Consider the following 22,726-nt stretch of genomic DNA (forward strand, 5'->3'; position numbering starts at 1 on the left):
AAATTATAAAATTGCCAGACCGTTCTCAAGGAGGAGATTGCATGTCAAGGAAGCGACAAAAATGGATTGCCTGGCTGACTCTGATCCTGTTCAGCCTGCAGCCCGTCATGGCCAGCGCCCAGGTGGCGGTTGACCCTAAGGCGGCCAAACAGAACCAGCCCAGTGTAACGACTGCGGCCAACGGAACCCCGATTGTCCAGATCACGGCGCCGTCCGCGGCCGGGGTGTCCCGCAACCAGTTTCGGCAACTGGACATTGATGCCAAAGGTCTTATCTTTAATAATTCCTATTCTTTAATTCAGACGCAACTGGCCGGGTACATAACGGGCAACCCCAACCTGGCCGGCGGCAGCGCCCGGATCATTCTCAATGAAGTAACCGGCGCCAATCCGAGCTATCTGCGGGGTTATGCCGAAATTGCCGGCTCCAAGGCCGATCTTATTATTGCCAATCCCAACGGTATTTTCGGTGATGGATTCGGCTTTCTCAACACCAACCGGGCTGTCTTAACAACTGGTACGCCTGTCTTCGGCGGCAGCGGCAGTCTGGACGCCTTCCGCGTCACCGGCGGCCAGATCACCATTCAAGGCGCCGGCATGGACGCCAGCGGGGTAGAACGGGCCGACCTGATCAGCCGGGCCGTCAGCGCCAACGCCGGCATCTGGGCCAAAGAACTCAATGTGGTTACCGGCGCCAACCAGGTTGGCTATACTGATCTCAGCACCCAGAAAATTACCGGCGACGCCAACCAGCCAGCCGTTGCCATTGACGTGGGTGCCTTGGGTGGCATGTATGCCAACAAAATTAAGCTGGTGGGAACGGAAAAGGGCGTTGGCGTCAACAGCCAAGGAACGCTTTCCGCTACCGGCGGCGATATTACTGTCACTAACGACGGCACCGTCGTATTGGGCGGCACGACCAACGCCAGCGGCAACCTCAATGTCAACGCCGGTGATACCGTCACCACCGCCGGCACCGTCTACGCCCAGGGGAATACCACCCTGACGACCAGCGGCGGTCTCGTCAATACGGGGACGGTGGGGGCTAAACAGAATACCACGCTGACAGCGCAGACTGTCAACTCCACCGGGACCCTGGCGGCGGGTCTACAAACCGACGGCTCTCTTGGCAGCAGCGGGGACTTGGTTGTTAATGCTAACGGTATGGTGACCGCCCAAGGCCAAAATCAGGCCGGCGGCAACCTGACTGTAACCGGGACCAGCATTAACCAGAGCGGCGCCACGACGTACGCCGGCGGCAACGCCAACATTACGGCGACGAATGGGGATATTACCCATACCGGCGCCAAGATGCAAGTCGGCGGTACTTTAACCCTCAACGCCACCGGCGCGGTAACCAATGATAAAGACGTGAATGGCAATGCCGGCCAGATTATAGCGAACAGTCTCGCCATTACGGCTAACCGGATCTCGAATATGGGCGGCTATATTGTGCAAACCGGTACGGAAAGCACCAGCCTGACCGCGTCAGGCAGCCTCGACAACACTAGCGGTATCATCGCCACCAATGGGACCAACTTCAATCTCTCCACCGCTTCGATTAATAATAGCCAGGGGACCCTGCTTCATGCCGGAACCGGTACGTTAGCCGTTACTGCCGCTAATGGCATTACCAATACCAACGGCGGAAGCATTCAGACCAATGGCGGCGCGAACCTGCAAACAAGTATGTTAGATAATACGCAAGGCCGGGTGTCGGCGCTCCAATCCATGGGTTTTAACGGCAATACCCTAACCAATGACCGGGGAGTGATTACGGCCGGCGGTGACCTAACCCTGGGAATGCAGAATGGGTTCAGCAATCAGGGCGGAACCGTGCAAGCCGCCGGCGCGCTCCAACTGAATGCCCGGACCGTCGCCAACCAGGGCGGCAGCCTTACCAGCCTGGATGGCAGCGGACTGACTGTGAATGCCGCGCAAACCATTGACAATACTGCCGGCACGATCGGCGGCAACGGCGATGTAAATCTAACGGCGGCAAACGTAACCAATCAATCCGGCAAGATCCTTTCCCAAGGCAGCCTGACGGCGGCTGCCCAAAGCATTGACAATACCGGGGGAACAATCACGGCGCAGCAGGATGTAACCCTGGGTGGCGCCGGGGCAATCCTGACCAATACGTCTCAAGGACAGATTACCGCGGGCGCCAATCTGTCGGCCCAGACCAACACCCTGAATCTCGCCGGCGGGAGCCTGACGGCCAAGCAGGATGTCAACCTGACCGCCACGGCGTTGAGCGGCGGGGGAACGGTGACCGCCGGACGGGACTTTAGCCTTACCGTAAACAGTGATTTCACCAATACCGGTGACAATGTCTTTAATGTTAACCGGGACTTTACCTTAACGACGGGCAACTTTATCAATCTGGCCAAGCTGACCGCAGTCGGCAATTTGAATCTTCATGCCGCGAGCGTGACGAATAACGCCGGCGCTGCGTTGCAAGGCGGTAATGGACTCAATATAACGGCGGCGGGGGATGTCAACAACGCGGGCGATCTGGAAGGAAACACCACGGCGATTAGCGCCAAGAACTTGACCAATACGGGTTCCGTCTTCGGCGGCAACGTAACTGTCACAGCGGATACTATTGCTAATACGGGGAGCTCAGCCGTCATTGCGACGACCCAAAATACCAATCTGTTCGTTAAGACCTCTTTGGAAAACAAAGATGGGGCCAATATTTACAGCCTGGGGAATCTCAATATTGCCGGCAGCTCGGCGAAGGATGCCAATGGGGAATATGCTGACCGGACCGGTTCGGTGTTGAACCAGTCCGCGACAATCCAGGCGGAAGGAAATGTTGGCATTTATGCAGATACGCTGACGAATAAGAAAAGTCAGTTTGCTGCGGAACAACAGGTGGTCGCCACAAACCAGTATGCCGCAACTGGTTATTGGGATACTTCTAAATGGTATACGGATGCGGATGGGAATGGAAAACCAAGCGGCAGTCCGGGAATTTTAGTTGCACCGTTAACCTATTTAGTAAGTGAAACCATAAGCGAATCGAAGGTTACCCAGGATTCGCCTCAAGGCAATATTTTGGCCGGCCAGAACATGGTTTTACGGGGCGGCGAAATTACCAACGATATGAGCAATATCCTGGCTGCTAATGTGTTGGATGCAAAGGCGGACACGGTTAATAACACGGTTGGAGGCGCTGTCCGGGTTACTCAACAAAATTTGGTACAAATAATCGGATCTGAGACTTTAAATTCGGGGAATCATGGGTATGAAGAACATTGGTTGCCAGTAATAAAAACTTATCAAACCACAACGACTGAAGCATTACCGGACTATTCCTCGGTCTTTGGCGGCGGACAACAGGTTACTATCCAAGCGGTGAACGTCAATAATACGACCGTGACGCCGACCAATCTATCACTGGGTAACAATACGGCGCTAACTGGCACGCAGACCGTTAATGCCGTTGGTGGCAACAATCTGCAAACCCTGCTGCCGGCCGCCGGCTCCAGTGGGGATGGCACAGGTTCTCAGACCACCGGCGGCAATAACATCGTATTGCCCACGAACAATCTGTATATGGTTCATACGGACCCAACATCTAAGTATCTTGTGGAAACCAATCCCCGCTTTACCAGCTACAGTAATTTTATCTCCAGCGATTATATGCTGCAGCAACTGGGGATTGATCCGGCATCGACCATGAAACGCCTGGGTGATGGATTTTACGAGCAGCAATTGGTGCGGGAACAAGTGACCCAGCTCACGGGCCGGTATGTCCTAAGCGGCTACGCTTCGGCGGAGGACCAGTATAAGGCGCTGCTGGCGAATGGAGCGGCCTATGGCAAACAATTCAATCTTCAGGTGGGAGTAGCCCTGACGGCGGATCAGATGGCCAAGCTGACCTCGGATCTGGTTTGGCTGGTGGAAAAAGAAGTTGACGGACAGAAGGTTCTGGTGCCGGTGGTTTATCTCGCCCAGGTTCAAAGTAGCAATGTAAAGGCCGACGGGGCGGTGATTGCCGGGGACAATGTGCAAATTACAGCCAGCGGTGATGTCAACAACGCCGGGACGATCCAGGCGAAAGGCAACGCCACCATCAGCGCGGTGAATATCAACAACTATGGCGGTACCATTGCGGGCGGCCAGACTACGCAGCTCACGGCCGGTCAGAACATCATAAATCTGAGCGGGACAATCCAGGGGAATCAACTGCAGCTTACCGCCGGCAATGATATTCAAAATAAAACCGTCTCCTTAACGACGACGCTGCCGATTCTGACCAAGACCATTGCCGGCAATGTCGCCAGTCTGAACGCCGGACAGAATCTGTTGGTTCAGGCGGGTCACGACATCTCGATTACCGGCGCCACAGTTAAGGCCGGTCAGGATGTTACAATGAACGCCGGCGGCAGCCTCAATGTGGATAGTGTACAGCAGCAAGATCGCCTTACTTCTTGGAAATATCTCAAGGATAATGTTACGAATACGGCAAGCAGCATCCAGGCGGGCAACAATGTAAGTCTGGCCACAGGCGGCGATATGACCCTCCATGGGGCGCAAGTGAACGGCGGTCAGGATGTTACCCTAAGCGCTGGGAAGAACCTTACAATGGACAGCGTGCAGCAGCGGGATCAGGTTGTGAACGGGGTTAATGTCACGGATACTGTGAGCAACACCGTAACCAGCATCCAGTCCGGGAAGAATGCAACTCTGGTAGCCCAGGGCGATGCCAACTTAACGGGCGCCCAAGTGAACGCAACAAACAATCTGGCCCTTGTCACCGGCGGGAATATTACCCTGGGAGCGGTAAAGGACGAGAAGATTAATGATCAGACTGTCGGCGTGGATGGTGGCTGGAAACGGACCCGGACGGATGATGAGACCGTTATCGGTACCAACCTGCAAGGGGGCGGCAATGTCACCGTGGCGGCAGGGAAGGTTTCCGGCGGATCGTTGGTGAGTGGCGCTGCGGTAAGTGGCGGCAGCATCACCCTGGCCGGCAGCAATATTACCAGCCAGAACGGCGGCGTAACGATTGCTGCTGATAAAGATGTGACCGTGCAGGAAACGACCGAGAAGCATGAGTCGTTAGTACAAACGCATACAGAAAGCGGCGGCTTCTTCTCTAGTACGACCACCGATACGATGAATTACTCTTTGGTTAACCAAGTCAAAGGCAGTACCGTTTCCGGCAACACTGTGAATATTACCACCGGCAATGACCTGACCGTGAAGGGCAGCAACATGGTCGGCACGAATGACGTAAACCTGACGGCGGGAAATAACATCAACATTACATCGGCGCAGGAAAATAGCCAGACCGAGAACTATGTCCATAAGCAGACCTCCGGCATCTTTGGCGGGGGCGGCTTGAGCATCACCATCGGCAGCCAGAGCCAGAAAAATGATACTACGCAGAATACAGTTACCCAGGTGAGCAGCACCGTCGGTTCGACCAACGGCCAGGTCAATATTACGGCCCATAAGGATGCTGCGGTCACCGGCTCCGATATGATTGGTTCGCAAGGCATTAATGTGACCGGCCAGAATGTGACCATCGATTCGGCCAATAACACGGACCAATTAAAAGATACGTACGAATTCAAGCAAAGCGGACTGTCCGTTTCCGTAGGTAATTCCACGATTAATGCCTTAACAACCGCCACGAACGATGTGAACCGGAGCCAGGACGTACAGGACAGCCGATTGAAAGCGTTATATGAGTATAAGGCCGCGGAAACGGCCCAACCAGCCATCGAGGACATCACGAAAACTAACGGGAAAGCTTTAACGGGAGGACTGAGTGTAACCGTCAGCCTGGGCAGCAGCAGTACCCAGTCGACAACGACCAGTCAGGCAATAACTGCCCAGGGCAGTACCCTGACCTCGGATAAGGACATTACCATTACCGCGACCGGCAGCGGCGCGAAGGATTCGTCCGGTAAAGCCACCGACGGCAACCTTAATGTGGTGGGTTCCACCCTGACTAGTGAGAATATTAACCTGAATGCCGCCAAGGACATCAACCTGCAGTCGGCAAGCAATACGAGTCAGAACAACACGACCGAGAGTAGCAGTTCCGCGGGCATTGGTGCTACCTTTAGTCCCGGCGGCGGTACCGGTCTTTTTGTCCAAGGTAGCAAAGCCAACGATAATGCCAAGGAAAATGGAACGACCTATACCCAGACCCAGGTTACGGCCAACAACAATCTGACCATCAACTCCGGCAATGACACCAACATAGTCGGTTCGCAGGCAAAGGGCGGCACGGTCCAAATGAACGTGGGCGGCAACCTCAATATTGCCAGCCAACAGGATACTGATAACTATACGGAAAAGAGCAGTTCGTCAGGCGGCACGCTTGGCATCAATATGCCAAGCACGGCCTCCGTAAGCAAAGGCAAAACCGACTCGAATTACCAGAGTGTCACCCAACAAAGCGGTGTCTATGCAGGAAAAGGCGGCTTCGATATCCAAGTAGGAAAGAATACGGACCTGAAAGGGGCAGTGATTTCTAGCGAGGCGACGCCGGATAAGAACAAATTAGACACTGGCTCCCTTACTTATTCCAACATTCAAAACAATGCTAACTATGATTCAAGCAGCGTTGGAGTTAACCTTGATACTCATAAATATAGTAAAGATGATCCGAACTATAAAAACCAAGGTCTTACACCGAATATTGGTGTAACTGCTACCGGTAATGCAAGTAGTACAACTCAATCTGCAATTTCAGCAGGAACGATTATTATCGGTGGTAAAAAAGTTGACCCTGTTGGGTTAAGTCGCGATATGACCAATGCAGTGAATGAATTAGGTAAAATCTTCGATAAAGCCAAGGTACAGGAACAACAAGAGTTGGCAGGATTATTTGGTGAAGAAGCATTTAAGGCAATTGGTGATTTGGGACTTAAAGAAAATGACCCGAACAAAGTTGCTCTCAAAGCATTTGTCGGTGGCATCATGTCCCAAATGTCCGGTGGAAGTTTTGGTTCTGGAGCGGCAAGTGCAGGACTTACCCAAATTGTAACGAGTGAATTGGCAAAGATAAAAGACCCAGCACTAATGCAATGGGCAAGTTATGTAGTTGGAGCAGCATCATCGGCGGCAGTTGGAGGAAATGCGCAAACTGGCGGTAGTATCACTGTAAATGATATAAGAAATAACTTCCTTTCTCATTGGCAGCAGCAACAACGTCAGGCAGCACTCGATGCTGGAGATTTGAAAACAGTTGCATATTGGGATATGATTGATAAAGCTCAAGATCAAGTAGCTAGCGGAATGAATATTTACCTTACTGAGGAAGAATGGAATAAAGAGGAAAATCAAGGATTGTTAAATACTGTATCCGTGCAGGCACAAGAGTTAGCGGCAGACCCAGATTTCCAGAATTCATGGTTAGTAAATACCCCGACTTTTGATTATTCAACATTAGCAGAAGCTGGAGTTATTGGGACTGCTGTAGTAATAGCTGGTGTAGTAGTATATAATTATAATGGTACATTGGTGAAAGCTGTAAGTTCTGGAGAGATTGCAGCCAGTGCTGCCCAATATCAAAGATTAAAAGAAAGCTTAGCGCAGGAAGAAATCCAAAGTGTCGTTCGTACAACGGAGCATGGAGTAGTAAGGTTACTAGGAAGAGGATTTACGCCAGAGGAAATAAGTGACATAAAACTATCACCAGACAAGATTATGACACAAGCTGATGGGGCTAACGTGTTTATTAAAAGTTTTAGTGATGGAAAGTATAGTGTTATAGTCGAAGGCGAAAATGGTGTTGTTACTGCATTAAGAAACATTAGTGAGAAATCATTAAATAGGTTAGCGAATAATTATGGATGGGAGTGATATGATGAGAAATCAAAAATATAGATGTTGTTTTTGTGGTGAAACAGTTATCTCCAACGAAATGGATGTAACAGGCCTAATTGTTGTATCTAATTGGGATAAAGGAGTTGATAGACAACAAGAACAGCAGCTATTTTGTCATATGAATTGTTTAAAAGAAAGATTAGAAGAAAGTGTTCCGCTATATATTGCTGATTTAATTGATTAGGTGTATTGTTCTAACTAAAAATGAGGTCAACGGACGAAAAATTGAACCGCTCCCTGTCAAGTCAATGTCATTAAGTTAAGCAAAATAGAACGTTTACATCGATAAAAGTAGATGTAAACGTTCTATTTTTATATTTGCTAGTCATATAAAAGAACTCTTGACAAATAGTCGGAAATTTGCGGCCCTGCCCTTGAAATATAAAGGTTCGAGGGAGGAACGCATATGAAACCAACTGAAGTAAAAGAAATACTTTCACACATAATAAGTACTATATCAGATGATCCATCTGATTTTTTGCAAAATCCATAGAAAATGTCAAAGACCAGCTAATTAAACCTGTAAAGCATTGTCAAGAGATGAATTACCGAAATAAGGTAAAAAGACATGGCGAAAAAGCCGTCCTGAAAGACAGTGAAATTCGGTATGATGAACACTTAATCTGAGAGAGTTTCTTTCACTCTAGCATAATAAATCCGAAGAAATTTGTTTAAACCTGCGATTTTTGCTACTTTAACTGGCTTTCCTTCAGCTTCTTTTTTCTGCATGAAAGTATAAACAGCGTTGTCGTGAGAAGGCTTGGCTTTCCGTATGCTGTTGATGATTTCAAAACCTGTTTTACGCAAGGTTGGGCTTCCCCGTTTAGAAATGCTGCGCTTGACAGATAAAAGACCTGACTGATGTGGTGGAGAGTCCAGTCCGGCATAAGCAATAAGAGCATTCGCACTGTGAAATCGGCAAATATCTCCGACTTCGGCAACGATCCTAACTGCCAAAGTGGGACCGATTCCCGGCATAGCCAATGCAACCGAATACCCCGGAAGTACCTGTGCAATGGTTTTCATATCAGACAGAATAACAGTCAAAGTGGTTTCGATTTCCGATAAAACACGTACAGCTTCCTGAATCAACATTTTGGTGGATTGTAATTGAGAAGAAAGCGTGGTGATTCCTTGTTTTGCTAAAGAATAGAGAACATAAGCTTTCTTTTCGTTGGCATAAAACCCTTTCTTCTTTGCCCAACAAGTAAAGTCTTTGACAAAACGAGTTTCACTAAAGCGGATAATATTGTCAAAATGCCAATAACGTGAAACAACGGCACAAAGCTTTTCATGATTAGAGTGCTCGGGTTGGCTGCGCAGCAAAGGTTTCACACCCGGCATTGTTTTGTCCAGCAGGTTTGTTAAATTAACTTTTGCTTTGATCTTCAGGCTGGTGTAGTGCAAATACTGTCTGCTTAACAAACGCAGTTCTGCATAAGCTTCGTCTTCAGGAAGATATTCAGTGAGGTGGTACCAATTATCAATCCCATAATTTGCAATCTTTAAGCTGTCCATCCGGTCTGTTTTACCCTGCCGCAGCGAGATATCGCAATATTTTTTCATGAGCAATGGATTTATGACGCAAACAAAAATATCGTTTTGTTGCAGAAAGGTTACGACAGGAAGGTGGTAAATACCTGTCGCTTCCAGAATCACACGCGTTTCCCCATCGGATAGATTATGTATACGCTCAGTTAGCAAGGCTAAATCCTTTTCGGTGTGGGATACCTCAAAGGGAGCGTGTACCACCTCGCCATATGGTTTCAGCATGTAGGTCTTAGAGTAGGTCTTAGAGGGTCAGGCTTGAGTTATTATAATGATTGACTTATTAAAAACGATTTGTTAAGCTGAAAATAAAGTAAAAGTAGCGGGTGAAAGAAAAACATGGCCAGAAAACCAAGAGTACATTATGAAGGGGCAGTGTATCATGTAATAGCTAGGGGAAATAACAGAGCAAGTGTATTTGGAACAGATGAAGAAAAACAAAAATATCTAGAGATTATTTCAGACTACAAAGAACGATATGGATTTCAGTTATATGCTTATGTCGTGATGGATAATCATGTGCACTTGCTGTTGCAGGTTGGAAGAATTCCATTAGCCAAAATAATGCAAGGGGTTCAGCAAAGATATACGCAATACTATAATTGGCAGCAGAAACATAGTGGACATGTATTTGAACAGCGTTATAAGGCATTTTTATGTGAGGAAGAAAGCTATTTAATAACTCTTATATGCTACATTCATCAAAACCCAGTTAGAGCAAATATACAGGGAGGGATTGACTATAGATGGAGTAGCCACCATTCCTATGTTAAAAAAGCGAATGGATTAGTAAATGTAGATTTTATATTACGGACGCTGAGTTCTAATGTAGAAAAGGCAATTGAGCATTACCTTGATTTAGTGGGGCGTACTATTGATAAACCGGAACATAAACGAGAAAGTGAACAAGAGAAAAAAGATGAAATAATTAACCAAAAAGAAGAAGATAAGAAAATACAGCCGGAGTTAACCTGGAAACAATTAGTATGGAAGATAGTTAGAGAGGAACAGGTAAGTCAAGAACAACTGGTAGGGAAGTGTCGAATACGGCAAGTGGTAGCAGCTAGAAAACGGTTAATTTATGAGGCGATAGAGAGAAATCTAATGACTAGGAGGGAAATCGCAAAACTTTTTCAAATTGATCCAGCCAATATAACAAGAATTTGCCAACAATTGATGGGCGGTCAAAATGAGAAATAAGTCAATTTTAATATAATTCAAGCCTGACCCCGCGAGCTGAGAATCAATGTATAAAATAGGGTATAGAAATAGCCCGTTCCGTAAATGGAACGGGCTATTTAATTAAGGGATAGACTAAGTGTAAAATAATCAAAATTGATAGACTTCGCCGTCTGCTGGAATCAAAATTTTATCGATGATGCCTTTTTCCGTGAGCTTTTCACGCAATGTTTCGCGCGTAAGTGTTGCGTGGCTGACAGTATCCATATGGCTGGCGATGATAGTGGCATTCGGGCAGGTCTTGTAGACTTCATAGACATCATTGTCATCCATGATCAGGCGACCAAAATCAAGGAGTTCTGCTGCGCAGGCATTCAGGATGATGATGTCAGGCTGGTAGGTTTCAAGTGTTGTCTTGACTTCCGGATACCAGATTGTATCGCCGGCAACATAAATCGTTTTTTCCTGCTCATGTTGTAGAATAAAGCCGCTGGCTGGTCCGCAAGGTTTGATTACCCCATGGCGGGCCGGGGTCTTTATCAGTCGGATATTTTCTTCTAAAGCTAGACCGGTTTCTTGCATCAGGTCTACTTTTGTAAATCCTGAGCGCTTCATAAATTTAGCATCATCAGCGTTTTGCACCAGAACCGGAGTAGCTTTGTGCAGAGGTTTTCCTCCGGTTGCGGCATTGGCATCCATATCGATGTGATCGGGATGTACATGGGTTACGATATAAGTATCAATGTTGGTGAGAATTTCTTGAATGGATTTTGGCAATTCACACATAGGCATTTTGATATCTTTTTTAGTCGTATCGGTGATGGAATATCCACGAATTGGTCCCATGGCATCTTTTGGCATAAGCCATGGATCTACCAAGAAGTTTTTTCCGGCATATTCGATGCGGATTGTTGCGTTACGGATTTGTTCAATTTTCATTTCGGCAATCTCCTTTGCTTTTTTTGATGATAAACATAATGAATTTTTATTGACACTTTGTATGAGACTTATTATACTGATGAGCAAGAAAAAGTGAAACTACAGCTTTTAAAATCCTGCATGTTTCCTAACAGAATTTTAAAAGTGTCAAGAACTTTGATGGAGGAGTAAGGAAAATGGAAAGAAAAACAGTGCGTAAAACAGATCGTCGCACGTTATATACGAAAATGGTCATTAAGGATGCTTTGCTGGAGCTTATGAAGGAACGCGGCTTTGAGCAGCTTACGGTTACTGCGGTCTGTGAAGAGGCTGAGGTGACAAGAGCAACCTTTTACTTGCATTTTGATAGTTTAACGGCTGTTTTGGACGAAATCTTGGTGGAAGCACTAAAAATGGCGGAAAATAGTTCGGCGAATCCGAATGAGGATATGCTTCAGATGCTTCATTTAATTACAAATGGGGAGCGTGATCCGGAAAAGCTGCAAAAGCATGATACATTGCTGCCGGTATGCCAGCGGGTAGCAGATTTGCCGAAATATCGCGTCTTGTTTTTGGATGAAAGCTTGTCAAGCTATATTATTAAAAAGATGTTTCAGGCGGAAAAAGAAAAGATGATTCCACTTTTGATGCAATATTGCAATCTGCCGAAAAAAGAGGCGGAGATGCTGTTTTTCTTTGTAATGTATGGCTCCTTCAGCATTAATAAAATGCTCGGGTGGAAAAAAGACCGAAACTGGTATGAGATTCAAGGCACACTGATTCGCTTTATTCTGGGTGGAATGGATGCGTTGCGATGATGAAGTGTCAAGGGGGCGGGGGTTGTCGATAACTAAGATGTTGCGGGGTAAGATTTCTTCAAACCCTCGGGATAAAAATACATGAGGACGGTGTTATGTCTTGAATGCGGGACATAACACCGTTTTTTCAGTTTGAACATCATGCTGCATTAGGCGGCATGCGGATTTTTTTGCCAGTTTACCCGTTAATTTTGTAAGCTGGAATGAATGTATATAAGTGAAAGCCGATATACAGGAAACACACATAATTAAGACGAGTTCCTTAGATGTATTGGTTTAAAAAATTTTAATATTTTAGGAGGAATTTACATGTCTTACAATGCTAATTTACCATCAGATTTACCATCGGATTATTCAGCAGAAATCAGGGAGAATTTTAGGGCATTAAAAGAAGACCAAATTGTTGCTGCTGCTAGTGCTGTTACTGCGGATTCGGCTACGACGGCTGCAAGCTGCACCGGTAATTCGGCAACGGCGTCTAAGTTAGCAACGGCAAGGACGATTCGTTTAACCGGTGATGTCACGGGGAGTGGCATCTTTGACGGTTCCGGCGACCTTGCCATAGCAACTACCGGAGTAGAGGCCGCTAAGTTGACCAATGCAAGAACAATAGTGTTGACCGGCGCGGTAACCGGCAGTGGATCTTTCGATGGCAGCGGGGATTTGTCTATTACGACCAGTGCCGGAACCGTAGTGCATGGAAAGCAAATGCTTACATCTAGTGGTACTTTTACGGTGCCGGCCGGTGTAACCACTATTTACGTTTCCGCAATTAGCGGCGGCGGCGGCGGTGGCGGCGGATGTTTTGCAGGATCTACGACTACACAAGGCGCAGGCGGCGGTGGCGGTGGAGCTGGACAGTTTATACTATACACGCCTAAGACGGTTATTGCGGGGGAAAACCTGACTATTACTATTGGTTCAGGCGGCGCGGGAGGGGCAAGTGCTTCAACCGTTGGTTCAGGAGGAAGCGATGGTAGTAGTGGCGGAAATACAGTTATTAGTGCTAATTCATCTGGGTGGACAATCACCTTAAGCAGTACAAATGGTGGTGGCGGAGCTTATTTATCTAATGGAGCTTTGTGGGGAGGTATCGGCGTAGGTGGTGGCGGTAGTGGCTGGTCAATTAATGATTTTAATAATGTAGCCACCGGTACTGGCAACTCAGTAGCTTATGGCGGCAAAGGGGCCGATAGTCCTTTTGGTGTAGGTGGAAGTGGCTCTGTAGGAAAATGTGTAAACAAAAGTGGAACTTCAGCATCGGCAGGTAACGGATATGGCGCCGGCGGTGGCGGCGCTTCTTGTAGTAGTAGTAGCGGTGGTTCAGGAGCTCTTGGTATGATTCTAGTTGAATGGTAATTTAGTATCATTACGTATTTTTATCCGACCCGGTGGCTTCGACTGCCGGGTTTTTTGTATAAGAAAAGCGGAAGAATTCTTAACGCCTGAATTCTTCCGCTTTATTTTTCGGTTTTCTGTCTCCGAACACGATGGCGAGTGTCGCTTTCAGCTTGGTTTTATCCTGTTCGGACAAGGGGACGCCATCAAAGACTACATCCGATTGCTCGAGGGTTTTCTTTAAATCTTTGGGCCTTTTTTCTTTAAGTTCAGTGGCCCCAGTAGTTTTGCCACCCAATAGGTGGTCTACAGTTACGCCGTAAATTAAGGCAAGTTTATTTAAGGTTTCAGTATCTGGGTCTCGATTGCCCCGTTCGTAGTTGGACAACGCCTGACTCGTGATACCTACTAAGGGAGCAACATCAACTTGTTTAAGTTTTTTAGCTTCTCGTGCTTCGCGTAATCGCTGACCCAGCAGCTTCTCACATCCCTATAGTTCGTCCGCCGACGCTATGGATAAGATGAGTCTGGCATTAAAGGAATACTTCGACTTTTTGGCAATCAGTGGTACTAATAAGGCAGAGTGAGTAGACAGGTCTATATTACTTTCTACTTCCATGATTTGTTACGCGATTTTGTTTTCGGGGTAAAGTATCCCGTCTTGGGTTGCTTTCTTTGGTGGCCGCCGGAGGAGCGAACTCTCAGCGGCGTCGCGGCTAAAAGTTTTACCGGCGTGGTATCAGGTTCTTTTGTCATTAGTTTTAATGCCGCCGATAGTAATGAGACGGAATCGACACTTGCGAGGAGTTCTTTGGCCCGGCCCTTGTACTGGTCAAGGTTTCCTGCCTGAACCTGGTGCAGCAATTTTTCGACTGCCAGGCGCTGCTGGCCTTCGACCGCCTCGGTTGCGGTGGGAATGGGTATGCGGTCAATTTTACGCTTGGTGGTTTGTTCGATATAGCGCAGATGGCTTAGTTCCCGTGGCGAAACCAGTGTAAGGGCCAGGCCGGCTTGGCCGGCGCGGCCGGTACGGCCGATGCGGTGAACATAACTGTCGGGATCTTGCGGGATATCAAAGTTGTATATATGGGATACGCCTGTGACGTCCAGCCCGCGGGCGGCAACTTCGGTAGCCACTAGTATGTCAATAATTCCTTTTCTGAACTGGCGCAGTACTATTTCCCGCCTCCCTTGAGTCAGATCGCCGTGGATGCCGTCAGCTAAATAGCCGCGCTTTTTTAATGCCTCGGCCAGTTCGTCAACCCTGCGCTTGGTGCGCCCGAATACAATGGAAAGTTCGGGCGCCTGCATATCCAGAAGACGGCAGAGTACGTCAAACTTTTGATTGTCCTGGATTTCAATGTATTGTTGCTCAATCAACGGGACGGTTAGCTCCTTGGCTTTGATTTGAATTAAGGCCGGGTTTTTCAGAAACCGCCGGGCCAGGTTTTGAATCGGTCTCGGCATAGTGGCCGAGAAGAGGATTGTTTGCCGCTCGTCGGGGGTTGCCCCGAGTATTTTTTCGATGTCGTCAATAAACCCCATATTAAGCATTTCATCTGCTTCATCAAGAATTACGGTGCGGATATCACCAAGCCTGATTGTTCGCCGCTCCATATGGTCCATCAGGCGGCCGGGGGTTGCTACAATAATTTGCGGCCGCCTTTTTAGGGATTTGATTTGTCTCAGGATGTCCTGACCGCCATATACCGGTAAGGCGTGGGCTTCGGTAAACTGCCCGATTCTGTTGAGCTCCTCCGCAACCTGTATAGCAAGTTCGCGTGTAGGGGTTAATACGACCGCTTGCACAGCTTCCGGTCCATGGATTATCTTTTCGAACAAAGGAATACCGAAGGCTGCGGTTTTACCGGTGCCGGTCTGAGCCTGCCCGATTAAATCGCGGCCGGCGGTGAGAACAGGGATGGCCTGTTCCTGTATGGGGGTGGGTTCCTCGAATCCCATCTCGTTTAAAGCCCTAATGATTTTATCGCTTATTCCTAACGTTTTGAATGTATTCAACTCTTTTTACCTCCTTGTGATAACCCGGGTGTCAATAGTGTTGCCATCGGCAAGACAGGGTATGTAGCTTTTGGCCAGGGCTTTTTGTGAGTCAGTTTACAAGGAAAAGCAGTCGTACTGTAAAAATAGTCCAGGTAAGAAATGATGAGAATGAAGAAAACGGGGAAAACTACTATTGTTTTCTCAACCCAGTGAGCGCCGGCCGGGAAGGAGATAAAGTTATATGCGGATAGAGACAGAATTGAAGACGTATACCCTCGCGCCTGAAGAAATTGAAGCATTATTGCTAACCGATTTCGGCGATAAAATCCAGCCGGTCGACGGCGCAAAATTATCAAAGCTGAAACAGCAGCAGACTACTGCGGCAGCGTACAAAACGAGATTTTCCAAACCCCAAACCTAATTTAAAATAACGAGTTCGATATGCCACGTCCGCTCCCTTCATATCACCTTTCGGGGTGGTATTTTTTTGCAAAAATAGCAGAATGAAGACAGGTAAGCTTTAAAATTGGAATTGATAAAGACAATAAGGAGACTGAGAATTATTATTTAAGTAAAAATACATTTAAGATTAATAATGTTAATATGTTGTAAAGATGTATTTAAAAGAGTAAAATTAATACAGTGATATATTTAAAAAAGTGTAATGAGAGGAGAGCCCGGTTCCAGAGAACATAACGGCGCATCCGGCATGGTAGATTGGAATTCCAAATAGCTGGCATGGAAGGAGAATTTCGTGATTAATCCTACATTAGACGTATTACTAAAAAGAGTCGATTGCAAATATACCCTGGCGGTATTTGCTGCGAAACGGGCCCGCGAGATTGTGAAGGGAGATAAATTGTTAATCGAAAGCCAATCGGATAAACCGGTAACGATTGCTTTGGAGGAGATTGCTAATGACAAGATTGGTTATCAGCGGACCAAAAACGGCATAAAATAGATGTATGCAGGTACGTGGGGACGGTTCCCTTGTTTTATATGTAAGCCAAATAAGAAGCGGAAAAATTCCTAAATAACACCAGGAATTCTTCCGCTTTATTTTTTCTGTTTTCCGTCTCCGAATACGATGGCAAGTGTCGCTTTCAGCTTGGTTTTATCCTGTTCGGACAACAAGCTTCGATCAGGATAGACGATAGAACCGATACCTTGTCTATTTTCATTTGGTTGTTCTCTTTTCTGTTATTCGAGTGATGATTAGTTTGAGGGTCAAAGAGAACCATTATTCATCTCTGGATTGTCCGATCTACCCACCAGATAATCTAGCGATACATTAAAATAATCGGCCAGAACGATAAGAGAGGATAATGGAGGCGTATCTTTACCGTTTTCCTAATAAGAGATTTGTCGTTGGCTGACTTTCAGCAGTTCAGCCAGGACCGTTTGACTGATTTTATGTTTATTTCGTAATTCTTTTAGACGTTCGGCAAAAATCATATAAAATCACACCTTTAACACTTGATTTTCAGAAGTTTTACTTCTAAAATATTATTAGAAGTAAAACTTCTGATGATGAAAGAAAAAAGCGAAAGTAGGGTGTTTGGGTATCCTAATTAGAACAAAAGGAGGTACCTAGAGAAGCAGCAGTATTCGGCAGAAATGCTGCTGTCGATAACCCTATGTCGGTTTGCTCATTTTAAGCCGTTTACCCAAGGAAAAGTCTGCCTTCCAAAGTGTTAGACTGACACAGCACTCATCGAAGACACTCAAAAAGACAGCTGGGGATGTATCTCCTCCGATGCTGTTTATTTGCCATGCCTGTAATGCGTTGGCGCGCGGTCAGGCGTAGTGACGATTCCAAAATTAAGTAATTTTATTATACTGCATCTGCCATAAAAGGTAAATCGACCCTGCGAAGAAGGCGCTGTTTACAATGTTCATACTTGCAATTATCCATGGAGGTGAAAAATCGAGACACTGATGGTATGAATGAAGACGGCACTTTATAAGTGTGAACATTATGAAAATTACATGTGTAGATTTCTTCCATTTAACCACAGGAAAGCCATCGGTTGAGAATACCATGTAATCTTATGGGTACCCGAATTCATACCGATGAAGGGATTAGGGCGAATTTGGGCTGGCATAGGAAGGGGGGGTTGTCGACAAGCAAGATGTTGCGGGGGAGATTTCTTAAACCCTCGGGATAAAAAACAGCGTTTTTGGAGGTAAAACTAAAGGCAAAGTACCTTGTCTATCCATTTCAATGCTTCCGGAAATTTGGTAATTGGTTCTCGCTGCTCAAAAGGTAAGCTTCTGCTTACTTCAAGCAACCTTTTTAAATCTGGTTCTAGTTCAGAGGCAGTTTCACGGGAAAAATCGGCAAGAGGTATATCGAGAAATGTACAAATTGCATCTAAAGTTTCTAATGAACTCTGAGCTGCTCCTATTTGTTCAGCAAGCATAGTTGCTATTACGAGCTCAAAGGAGGTGATGAACGATCCCATAATGGGTAATTGTACAAAGAAGTGCTAACTAAAAGCCTATCTGGCGGAAAGTGGGGTGAGAATACTAGGACTTAAAGTTTGAATTGAAGAATTTTGGGTGCGAAATGGACAAGCAGCATGCATCGATACCAAGCAACATGCTGTTGTAGTTTAGTGCGCCCTGATGACGTTTTAGCAATTTCATTATACTGTATCTGCCAAAAAACGTAAACCTATCTGGTAACGGGTATTCACTATTATATAGGAGCCGTGAATATGAGCAGTCATTGAAACAAAACAAGCACCGTAAGTGATAAAATGGCTCAAATATAGGGGAGGCGGAATCAATGGGTATATCGAGTCAGGAAGAAGTGGTTTCTTCGTCGTTTATTCCTAAGAAAAGAAGTTTAGCGGAACGGGCGGGCATGACGGAAGAAGAATGGCGCCAGGCGATCCGTTTCGACGGAACGGACTGGGGCTGGGTCATCATGAGCATCGGCATGGCGATCGGGGCCGGCATTGTCTTTCTGCCCGTACAGGTCGGGCTCGTGGGATTATGGGTTTTTCTTCTTTCCTCAGTGATCGGTTATCCGGCCATGTATTTATTCCAGCGGCTGTTTATCAACACCTTGGCGGCTTCGCCGGAATGCAAAGACTATCCCAGTGTGATTTCCGGCTATCTGGGGAAAAACTGGGGGATTTTTCTTGGGGCGCTGTATTTTATTATGTTGGTGATTTGGGTCTTCGTCTATTCGACGGCCATAACCAATGACAGTGCGTCCTTCTTGCAATCCTTCGGCGTCACAGATGGATTGCTGTCCCAAAATCCGTTTTACGGGTTAGCGCTGATTTGCTGTTTAGTGGCGATGGCCTCGCGTGGCGAAAAGGTTCTGTTTAAGATTTCGACCGGTATGGTGCTGACTAAGTTGCTGGTGGTGGCTTTTCTCGGTGTGGCCATGGTCGGCCGCTGGAATTTAGCCAACGTTGGCGTTATGCCACCGTTGGGAACGCTGACCCGGGACACCATTGTCATGCTGCCGTTTACCTTGACTTCCATCCTGTTTATTCAAAGCTTAAGTCCTATGGTTATTTCCTACCGGTCTCATGAAAAATCGATTGAAGTTGCGCGCTACAAGGCAATGCGCGCCATGAACATTGCCTTTGGCATCCTGTTCGTGACGGTATTTTTTTATGCCGTGTCCTTCACCTTATCCATGGGACATGACCAGGCGGTGTCTGCATCCAAGGCTAATATATCCGCCTTGGCGATGGCGGCGCAGGGCCAGGGAGCGCAATCGGTTAAAATATTCAGTTTGATTCTTAATATTTTTGCCGTCATGACTGCCTACTTCGGTGTCTATCTGGGATTCCGGGAAGCCTGCCAGGGGATTGCCATGAACCTGCTGTCAAGAATCATGCCGGAAAACCGGATTAACAAAACGCAGGTACGTTATGGCATCATGCTGTTTACGGTGCTATTGTCGTGGAGCGCCATTGTGCTGAATGCGCCGGTGCTTAGCTTCACGTCGATCTGCAGTCCGGTGTTTGGTTTGGTCGGCTGTCTGATTCCGGCCTACTTGGTTTATAAAGTACCCTTTCTGCATCAATATAAAGGACTGGCCTTAAAGATTATTATTTTCACGGGTATATTGCTATGCGTATCGCCGTTCCTGGCATTTTCGTAAGTGCAAGACCGTTATGAAACGAATTGGTGAATTAATACATAGGGGGAGGAGCGTTAACTATGCAAACCGAGTGGAAGCCTGTATGGGCTGAGATGATCAAAGCCGTAAAAAAGGAGGTCATTCCGGCAGTCGGCTGTACCGAGCCGGTGTCCCTGGCCCTGGCTGCAGCGATAGCCGCCAGGAGACTGGGGAAGCCGGCGGAGAAAATCGAAGCCCGGGTTTCAGCCAATTTAATGAAAAACGGAATGGGCGTAATGGTACCGGGTACCGGTATGCCCGGATTATACATTGCCGCCGCCGTCGGGGCACTGGGCGGCGACCCGGACGGCCAGTTGGAAGTACTGAAGCGCCTGACGCCGGAGCAGGTCGAAGCAGGCAAGAAAATGGTGGCGGAAGAACGGGTGCACCTTGCCGTTGCCGAGGTGCCGAACGTTTTATATGCGGAAGCGCGGGTTTTTAGCGGCCCCGATTGGGTCCGGGTTTGTATTGCCGACGAGCATACCCGGGTGGTCCGGATCGAACAGAATGGAGAAGAAATCTATCAGCGGCAAGAGCAGGCAACGGATGATGACAATACAGCGTACTCCTTAGTCGGAATCGGAGCCCGGGATGTATACGATTTTGCCACGCAGGCCCCGCTCACTAGGATCGGCTTTATCCGGGAGGCGGCGCGGCTGAATGATGCCATGGCGGACGAAGGAATGAAGGGCGGTTATGGACTGCATATTGGCGCGACGCTCAAGCGGCAAAGCGAGGAAGGGTTTCTGGCGGACAGTCTGGTGACGCGAATCGTGATGCGGACGACCGCCGCATCGGATGCCCGCATGGGCGGGGCATCCCTGCCCGCCATGACCAATTCGGGATCGGGCAATCAGGGCATTGTGGCGACGGTGCCGGTCAGCGTGCTTGCCGCCGCTCTGAGCGCAGACGAGGAAAGGCTGACGCGGGCGTTGTTGTTATCCCACATGATGGCGATTTATATTCACGGCAAACTGCCGAAGCTTTCGGCATTGTGCGCCGTATCCACCGCGGCGATGGGGGCGGCAGCCGGCATGGCCTGGCTGTTGAGGCAGGATTTTGACACGGTGAGTATGGCGATTTCCAATATGGTAGGGGATCTGGTCGGGATGATTTGTGATGGAGCCTCCAATAGTTGTGCCATGAAAGTGTCTACGGCGGCTGCGGCGGCGTGCAAATCCGTGCTGATGGCGCTCGAAGGGACCCGGGTGACCGGTTATGAAGGGATTGTGGCCGACGATGTAGACCGTTCCATAGCCAATGTGGGTGAGTTGGCCTGCAAAGGCATGGTCCAAACGGATGACCAGATTTTACAGATTATGTTGAACAAGGTATAGGAGCTAGAACGGATCAATCTTAGTGGACAACGGGAAAAAAACTCCCAGCCTATTAAGGGCATGGGAGTTTTTGTATTATGGAGAAAACGTCTATAACTTACGTTTAGTAGGTTATGGGCGTATTTATTACATTATTGTGAAACCCACAAGCTTTTCTTTTTTTTACGTGAACTTGACCCGAATAAAATCAGAATATGCTATAATATTTTTGGGTTGTTTGGGAACGGTTAGCACTCCCTTTTAAGAAAGGGGGTGATTATGATATCAACATTTGAGGCTATGTATCTTATGATAGCGTTTGCAACGCTTGTTGTTTTAATCATAAAAAAGAAATAACCGCTCCCAGCCAAGGAATTGCGGTTATTCTTTAGTAACCCGATTTAGGCTAACCGTTCCCGGTTAGACAACCTACGGGGCTGGCGTGCTTGCAACACGTCAGTCCTTTTATTTATATTGTACCCATTTTGAAAAGAATATTCAAGTATGCGCGGCTGTTATTCTTTTGCTGAACCTGTCTCCGCGTGCCCGTGTGTTTTTTTCATTGATTGATATTCCCTGAGTTTATATAATTAAATTATAAATTTAAAAGTAAAAGAGTGTACTCATGAACATGGGAGGTGGCGTATGAATATTACAAACATGGTAAAATACTGTGACCGCTTAACTCCGGCTGAAAATCAATTTGCCGACTATGTTTTACGGCACCGGGAAGAAATTATAATGAGTACAGTGGAAGACCTGACAAAACAGACCTTTGTGTCCAAATCTTTGATTCATCGGTTTTGTAAAAAAATAGGATTAAGTGGCTTTAATGAACTTAAGGTTAAATTAGCCCAGGAAGCCGCTATGGAAAAAAGCGGCGAAAGAATTGATGTGAATTTTCCTTTTTCACCGCAAGACAGCCAAAGAGTTATTGCGCAAAAGCTGCTGGGGCTTTACGAGGAAACGGTGGCCGATACTCATAAATTTATTGATTTTGAAGAGTTGAGAAAAGTGGTTCTCGCTTTGCATAATGCCCGGACAATTGATGTATATACCCATGCCCATAATATTAGTATTGCTGAAAATTTTCAAGATAAGATGCTTTCCATTGGGCGTGTGGTGAATTATGCGGAATCCTTTTACAAACAAAGAAGGCAGGCAATGGTGTCGGATAAAACGCATGTGGCTATTATTATGTCGTATTCAGGCCGGGCAACCTTTATCCCTAATATCGTGAAAATATTAAACGGGATGAGTATTCCGATTATATGGATCGGGCGGGCCGGAAATACCGAGATGGCCGGTTCGGTAAAATATCATTTATGTATCAGTGATAGAGAAAATTTTCGTTTGCGTCTGTCACAGTTTGCCTCGCATATTGCCATGCAGTATGTCATGGATTTGATTTTCAGCTGTATTTTTAAAATGAGCTACGAAGAGAATATAAAGTTTATACAAAATACGATCAATATCATAGACGATCGCGGGATTTAAAATTAGTAAAAAAAGAGACTGTGTACTTTTACACGGTTTCTTTTTATTTTCCTCAAATAAAATTCGTATTTGAAAAAGAATTCAAAAAGTTTCAAAAATATACCG

General features: G+C 46.9%; 16 protein-coding genes and 1 pseudogene. 11 read left to right on the forward strand and 6 right to left on the reverse strand.

All coding sequences use genetic code 11. The features are described from left to right. Nucleotides 1–41 precede the first annotated feature (41 nt). A complete protein-coding gene (locus LUCIF_RS22890) occupies nucleotides 42–7,835 on the forward strand; it encodes a hemagglutinin repeat-containing protein (RefSeq protein WP_122630133.1) in 7,794 nt (2,597 codons plus the stop codon). Between the two features lies 1 nt (nucleotide 7,836). Further along, entirely contained in the window at nucleotides 7,837–8,043 is a 207-nt protein-coding gene (locus tag LUCIF_RS22895) for a hypothetical protein (RefSeq protein ID WP_126720622.1), read from the forward strand. Nucleotides 8,044–8,477: 434 nt separating this feature from the next. On the opposite strand, the pseudogene LUCIF_RS22900 reads toward LUCIF_RS22895, so the two are convergent. Beyond that, a pseudogene (locus LUCIF_RS22900) lies at nucleotides 8,478–9,635 on the reverse strand (IS110 family RNA-guided transposase); the annotation flags it as partial. A 111-nt stretch (nucleotides 9,636–9,746) separates the two neighbouring features. Between LUCIF_RS22900 and LUCIF_RS22905 the strand changes: the two are divergent. Continuing rightward, nucleotides 9,747–10,607, forward strand: coding sequence for a transposase (locus LUCIF_RS22905; RefSeq protein ID WP_122630136.1), 861 nt, complete (start codon nucleotides 9,747–9,749; stop codon nucleotides 10,605–10,607). 129 nt (nucleotides 10,608–10,736) lie between these two features. Here LUCIF_RS22905 and LUCIF_RS22910 read toward each other — a convergent pair whose 3' ends face one another. Beyond that, nucleotides 10,737–11,525 (reverse strand): MBL fold metallo-hydrolase, encoded by a 789-nt coding sequence (locus tag LUCIF_RS22910; RefSeq protein ID WP_122630137.1) that lies wholly within the window; start codon nucleotides 11,523–11,525, stop codon nucleotides 10,737–10,739. Nucleotides 11,526–11,701: 176 nt separating this feature from the next. Between LUCIF_RS22910 and LUCIF_RS22915 the strand changes: the two genes are divergently transcribed. Beyond that, complete coding sequence (locus LUCIF_RS22915) at nucleotides 11,702–12,322, forward strand: TetR/AcrR family transcriptional regulator (protein ID WP_122630138.1); 621 nt, start codon at nucleotides 11,702–11,704, stop codon at nucleotides 12,320–12,322. Between the two features lie 309 nt (nucleotides 12,323–12,631). Beyond that, nucleotides 12,632–13,681, forward strand: a complete 1,050-nt coding sequence (locus LUCIF_RS22920; protein ID WP_122630139.1) for a glycine-rich domain-containing protein — start codon at nucleotides 12,632–12,634, stop codon at nucleotides 13,679–13,681. A 79-nt stretch (nucleotides 13,682–13,760) separates the two neighbouring features. Here LUCIF_RS22920 and LUCIF_RS22925 read toward each other — a convergent pair whose 3' ends face one another. Then, nucleotides 13,761–14,138: a helix-turn-helix domain-containing protein gene (locus LUCIF_RS22925; RefSeq protein WP_122630140.1), complete on the reverse strand. Its 378-nt coding sequence runs from the start codon at nucleotides 14,136–14,138 to the stop codon at nucleotides 13,761–13,763. Between the two features lie 131 nt (nucleotides 14,139–14,269). After that, nucleotides 14,270–15,622, reverse strand: a complete 1,353-nt coding sequence (gene cshA, locus LUCIF_RS22930) for a degradosome RNA helicase CshA (RefSeq protein WP_122630238.1) — start codon at nucleotides 15,620–15,622, stop codon at nucleotides 14,270–14,272. Between the two features lie 280 nt (nucleotides 15,623–15,902). Here cshA and LUCIF_RS22935 point away from each other — a divergent pair, with 280 nt between their 5' ends. Both LUCIF_RS22935 and rpoZ read left to right on the forward strand, forming a co-directional pair. Then, entirely contained in the window at nucleotides 15,903–16,082 is a 180-nt protein-coding gene (locus tag LUCIF_RS22935) for a hypothetical protein (protein ID WP_122630141.1), read from the forward strand. A 333-nt stretch (nucleotides 16,083–16,415) separates the two neighbouring features. Continuing rightward, on the forward strand, nucleotides 16,416–16,622 hold the full coding sequence (gene rpoZ / locus LUCIF_RS22940; RefSeq protein ID WP_122630142.1) for a DNA-directed RNA polymerase subunit omega: 207 nt from the start codon (nucleotides 16,416–16,418) through the stop codon (nucleotides 16,620–16,622). Nucleotides 16,623–17,011: 389 nt separating this feature from the next. On the opposite strand, the gene LUCIF_RS27430 is transcribed toward rpoZ, so the two are convergent. Further along, the gene (locus LUCIF_RS27430) at nucleotides 17,012–17,116 is read right to left on the reverse strand and encodes a helix-turn-helix domain-containing protein (RefSeq protein ID WP_207858346.1); all 105 of its coding nucleotides are present in this window, start codon (nucleotides 17,114–17,116) and stop codon (nucleotides 17,012–17,014) included. A gap of 737 nt (nucleotides 17,117–17,853) precedes the next feature. Continuing rightward, nucleotides 17,854–18,084, reverse strand: coding sequence for a hypothetical protein (locus tag LUCIF_RS25850; RefSeq protein ID WP_126720623.1), 231 nt, complete (start codon nucleotides 18,082–18,084; stop codon nucleotides 17,854–17,856). A gap of 446 nt (nucleotides 18,085–18,530) precedes the next feature. On the opposite strand from LUCIF_RS25850, the gene LUCIF_RS22950 reads away from it, so the two are divergent. The 4 genes from LUCIF_RS22950 to LUCIF_RS22960 all read left to right on the forward strand — a co-directional run bounded on the left by LUCIF_RS22950 (nucleotide 18,531) and on the right by LUCIF_RS22960 (nucleotide 22,621). Beyond that, nucleotides 18,531–19,790, forward strand: a complete 1,260-nt coding sequence (locus LUCIF_RS22950) for an SLC5/6 family protein (protein WP_207858373.1) — start codon at nucleotides 18,531–18,533, stop codon at nucleotides 19,788–19,790. A gap of 59 nt (nucleotides 19,791–19,849) precedes the next feature. Then, nucleotides 19,850–21,145 (forward strand): L-cysteine desulfidase family protein, encoded by a 1,296-nt coding sequence (locus tag LUCIF_RS22955; RefSeq protein WP_122630144.1) that lies wholly within the window; start codon nucleotides 19,850–19,852, stop codon nucleotides 21,143–21,145. A gap of 258 nt (nucleotides 21,146–21,403) precedes the next feature. After that, on the forward strand, nucleotides 21,404–21,481 hold the full coding sequence (locus LUCIF_RS27435; protein ID WP_370744942.1) for a putative holin-like toxin: 78 nt from the start codon (nucleotides 21,404–21,406) through the stop codon (nucleotides 21,479–21,481). Nucleotides 21,482–21,769: 288 nt separating this feature from the next. Further along, on the forward strand, nucleotides 21,770–22,621 hold the full coding sequence (locus LUCIF_RS22960; RefSeq protein WP_122630145.1) for a MurR/RpiR family transcriptional regulator: 852 nt from the start codon (nucleotides 21,770–21,772) through the stop codon (nucleotides 22,619–22,621). The last annotated feature ends 105 nt before the right edge of the window (nucleotides 22,622–22,726 follow it).

Source organism: Allolucifera butyrica (genome assembly GCF_900476375.1).
GTDB lineage: Bacteria > Bacillota > Negativicutes > Sporomusales > UPPP01 > Lucifera > Lucifera butyrica.

Coding starts and splice junctions, on each gene's coding strand:
- LUCIF_RS22890 (WP_122630133.1), top strand. CDS start 42: ATGTCAAGGAAGCGACAAAAATGGATTGCCTGGCTGACTCTGATCCTG.
- LUCIF_RS22895 (WP_126720622.1), top strand. CDS start 7,837: ATGATGAGAAATCAAAAATATAGATGTTGTTTTTGTGGTGAAACAGTT.
- LUCIF_RS22905 (WP_122630136.1), top strand. CDS start 9,747: ATGGCCAGAAAACCAAGAGTACATTATGAAGGGGCAGTGTATCATGTA.
- LUCIF_RS22910 (WP_122630137.1), bottom strand. CDS start 11,525: ATGAAAATTGAACAAATCCGTAACGCAACAATCCGCATCGAATATGCC.
- LUCIF_RS22915 (WP_122630138.1), top strand. CDS start 11,702: ATGGAAAGAAAAACAGTGCGTAAAACAGATCGTCGCACGTTATATACG.
- LUCIF_RS22920 (WP_122630139.1), top strand. CDS start 12,632: ATGTCTTACAATGCTAATTTACCATCAGATTTACCATCGGATTATTCA.
- cshA (WP_122630238.1), bottom strand. CDS start 15,622: ATGGGATTCGAGGAACCCACCCCCATACAGGAACAGGCCATCCCTGTT.
- LUCIF_RS22935 (WP_122630141.1), top strand. CDS start 15,903: ATGCGGATAGAGACAGAATTGAAGACGTATACCCTCGCGCCTGAAGAA.
- LUCIF_RS27430 (WP_207858346.1), bottom strand. CDS start 17,116: ATGATTTTTGCCGAACGTCTAAAAGAATTACGAAATAAACATAAAATC.
- LUCIF_RS25850 (WP_126720623.1), bottom strand. CDS start 18,084: ATGCTTGCTGAACAAATAGGAGCAGCTCAGAGTTCATTAGAAACTTTA.
- LUCIF_RS22950 (WP_207858373.1), top strand. CDS start 18,531: ATGACGGAAGAAGAATGGCGCCAGGCGATCCGTTTCGACGGAACGGAC.
- LUCIF_RS22955 (WP_122630144.1), top strand. CDS start 19,850: ATGCAAACCGAGTGGAAGCCTGTATGGGCTGAGATGATCAAAGCCGTA.
- LUCIF_RS27435 (WP_370744942.1), top strand. CDS start 21,404: ATGATATCAACATTTGAGGCTATGTATCTTATGATAGCGTTTGCAACG.
- LUCIF_RS22960 (WP_122630145.1), top strand. CDS start 21,770: ATGAATATTACAAACATGGTAAAATACTGTGACCGCTTAACTCCGGCT.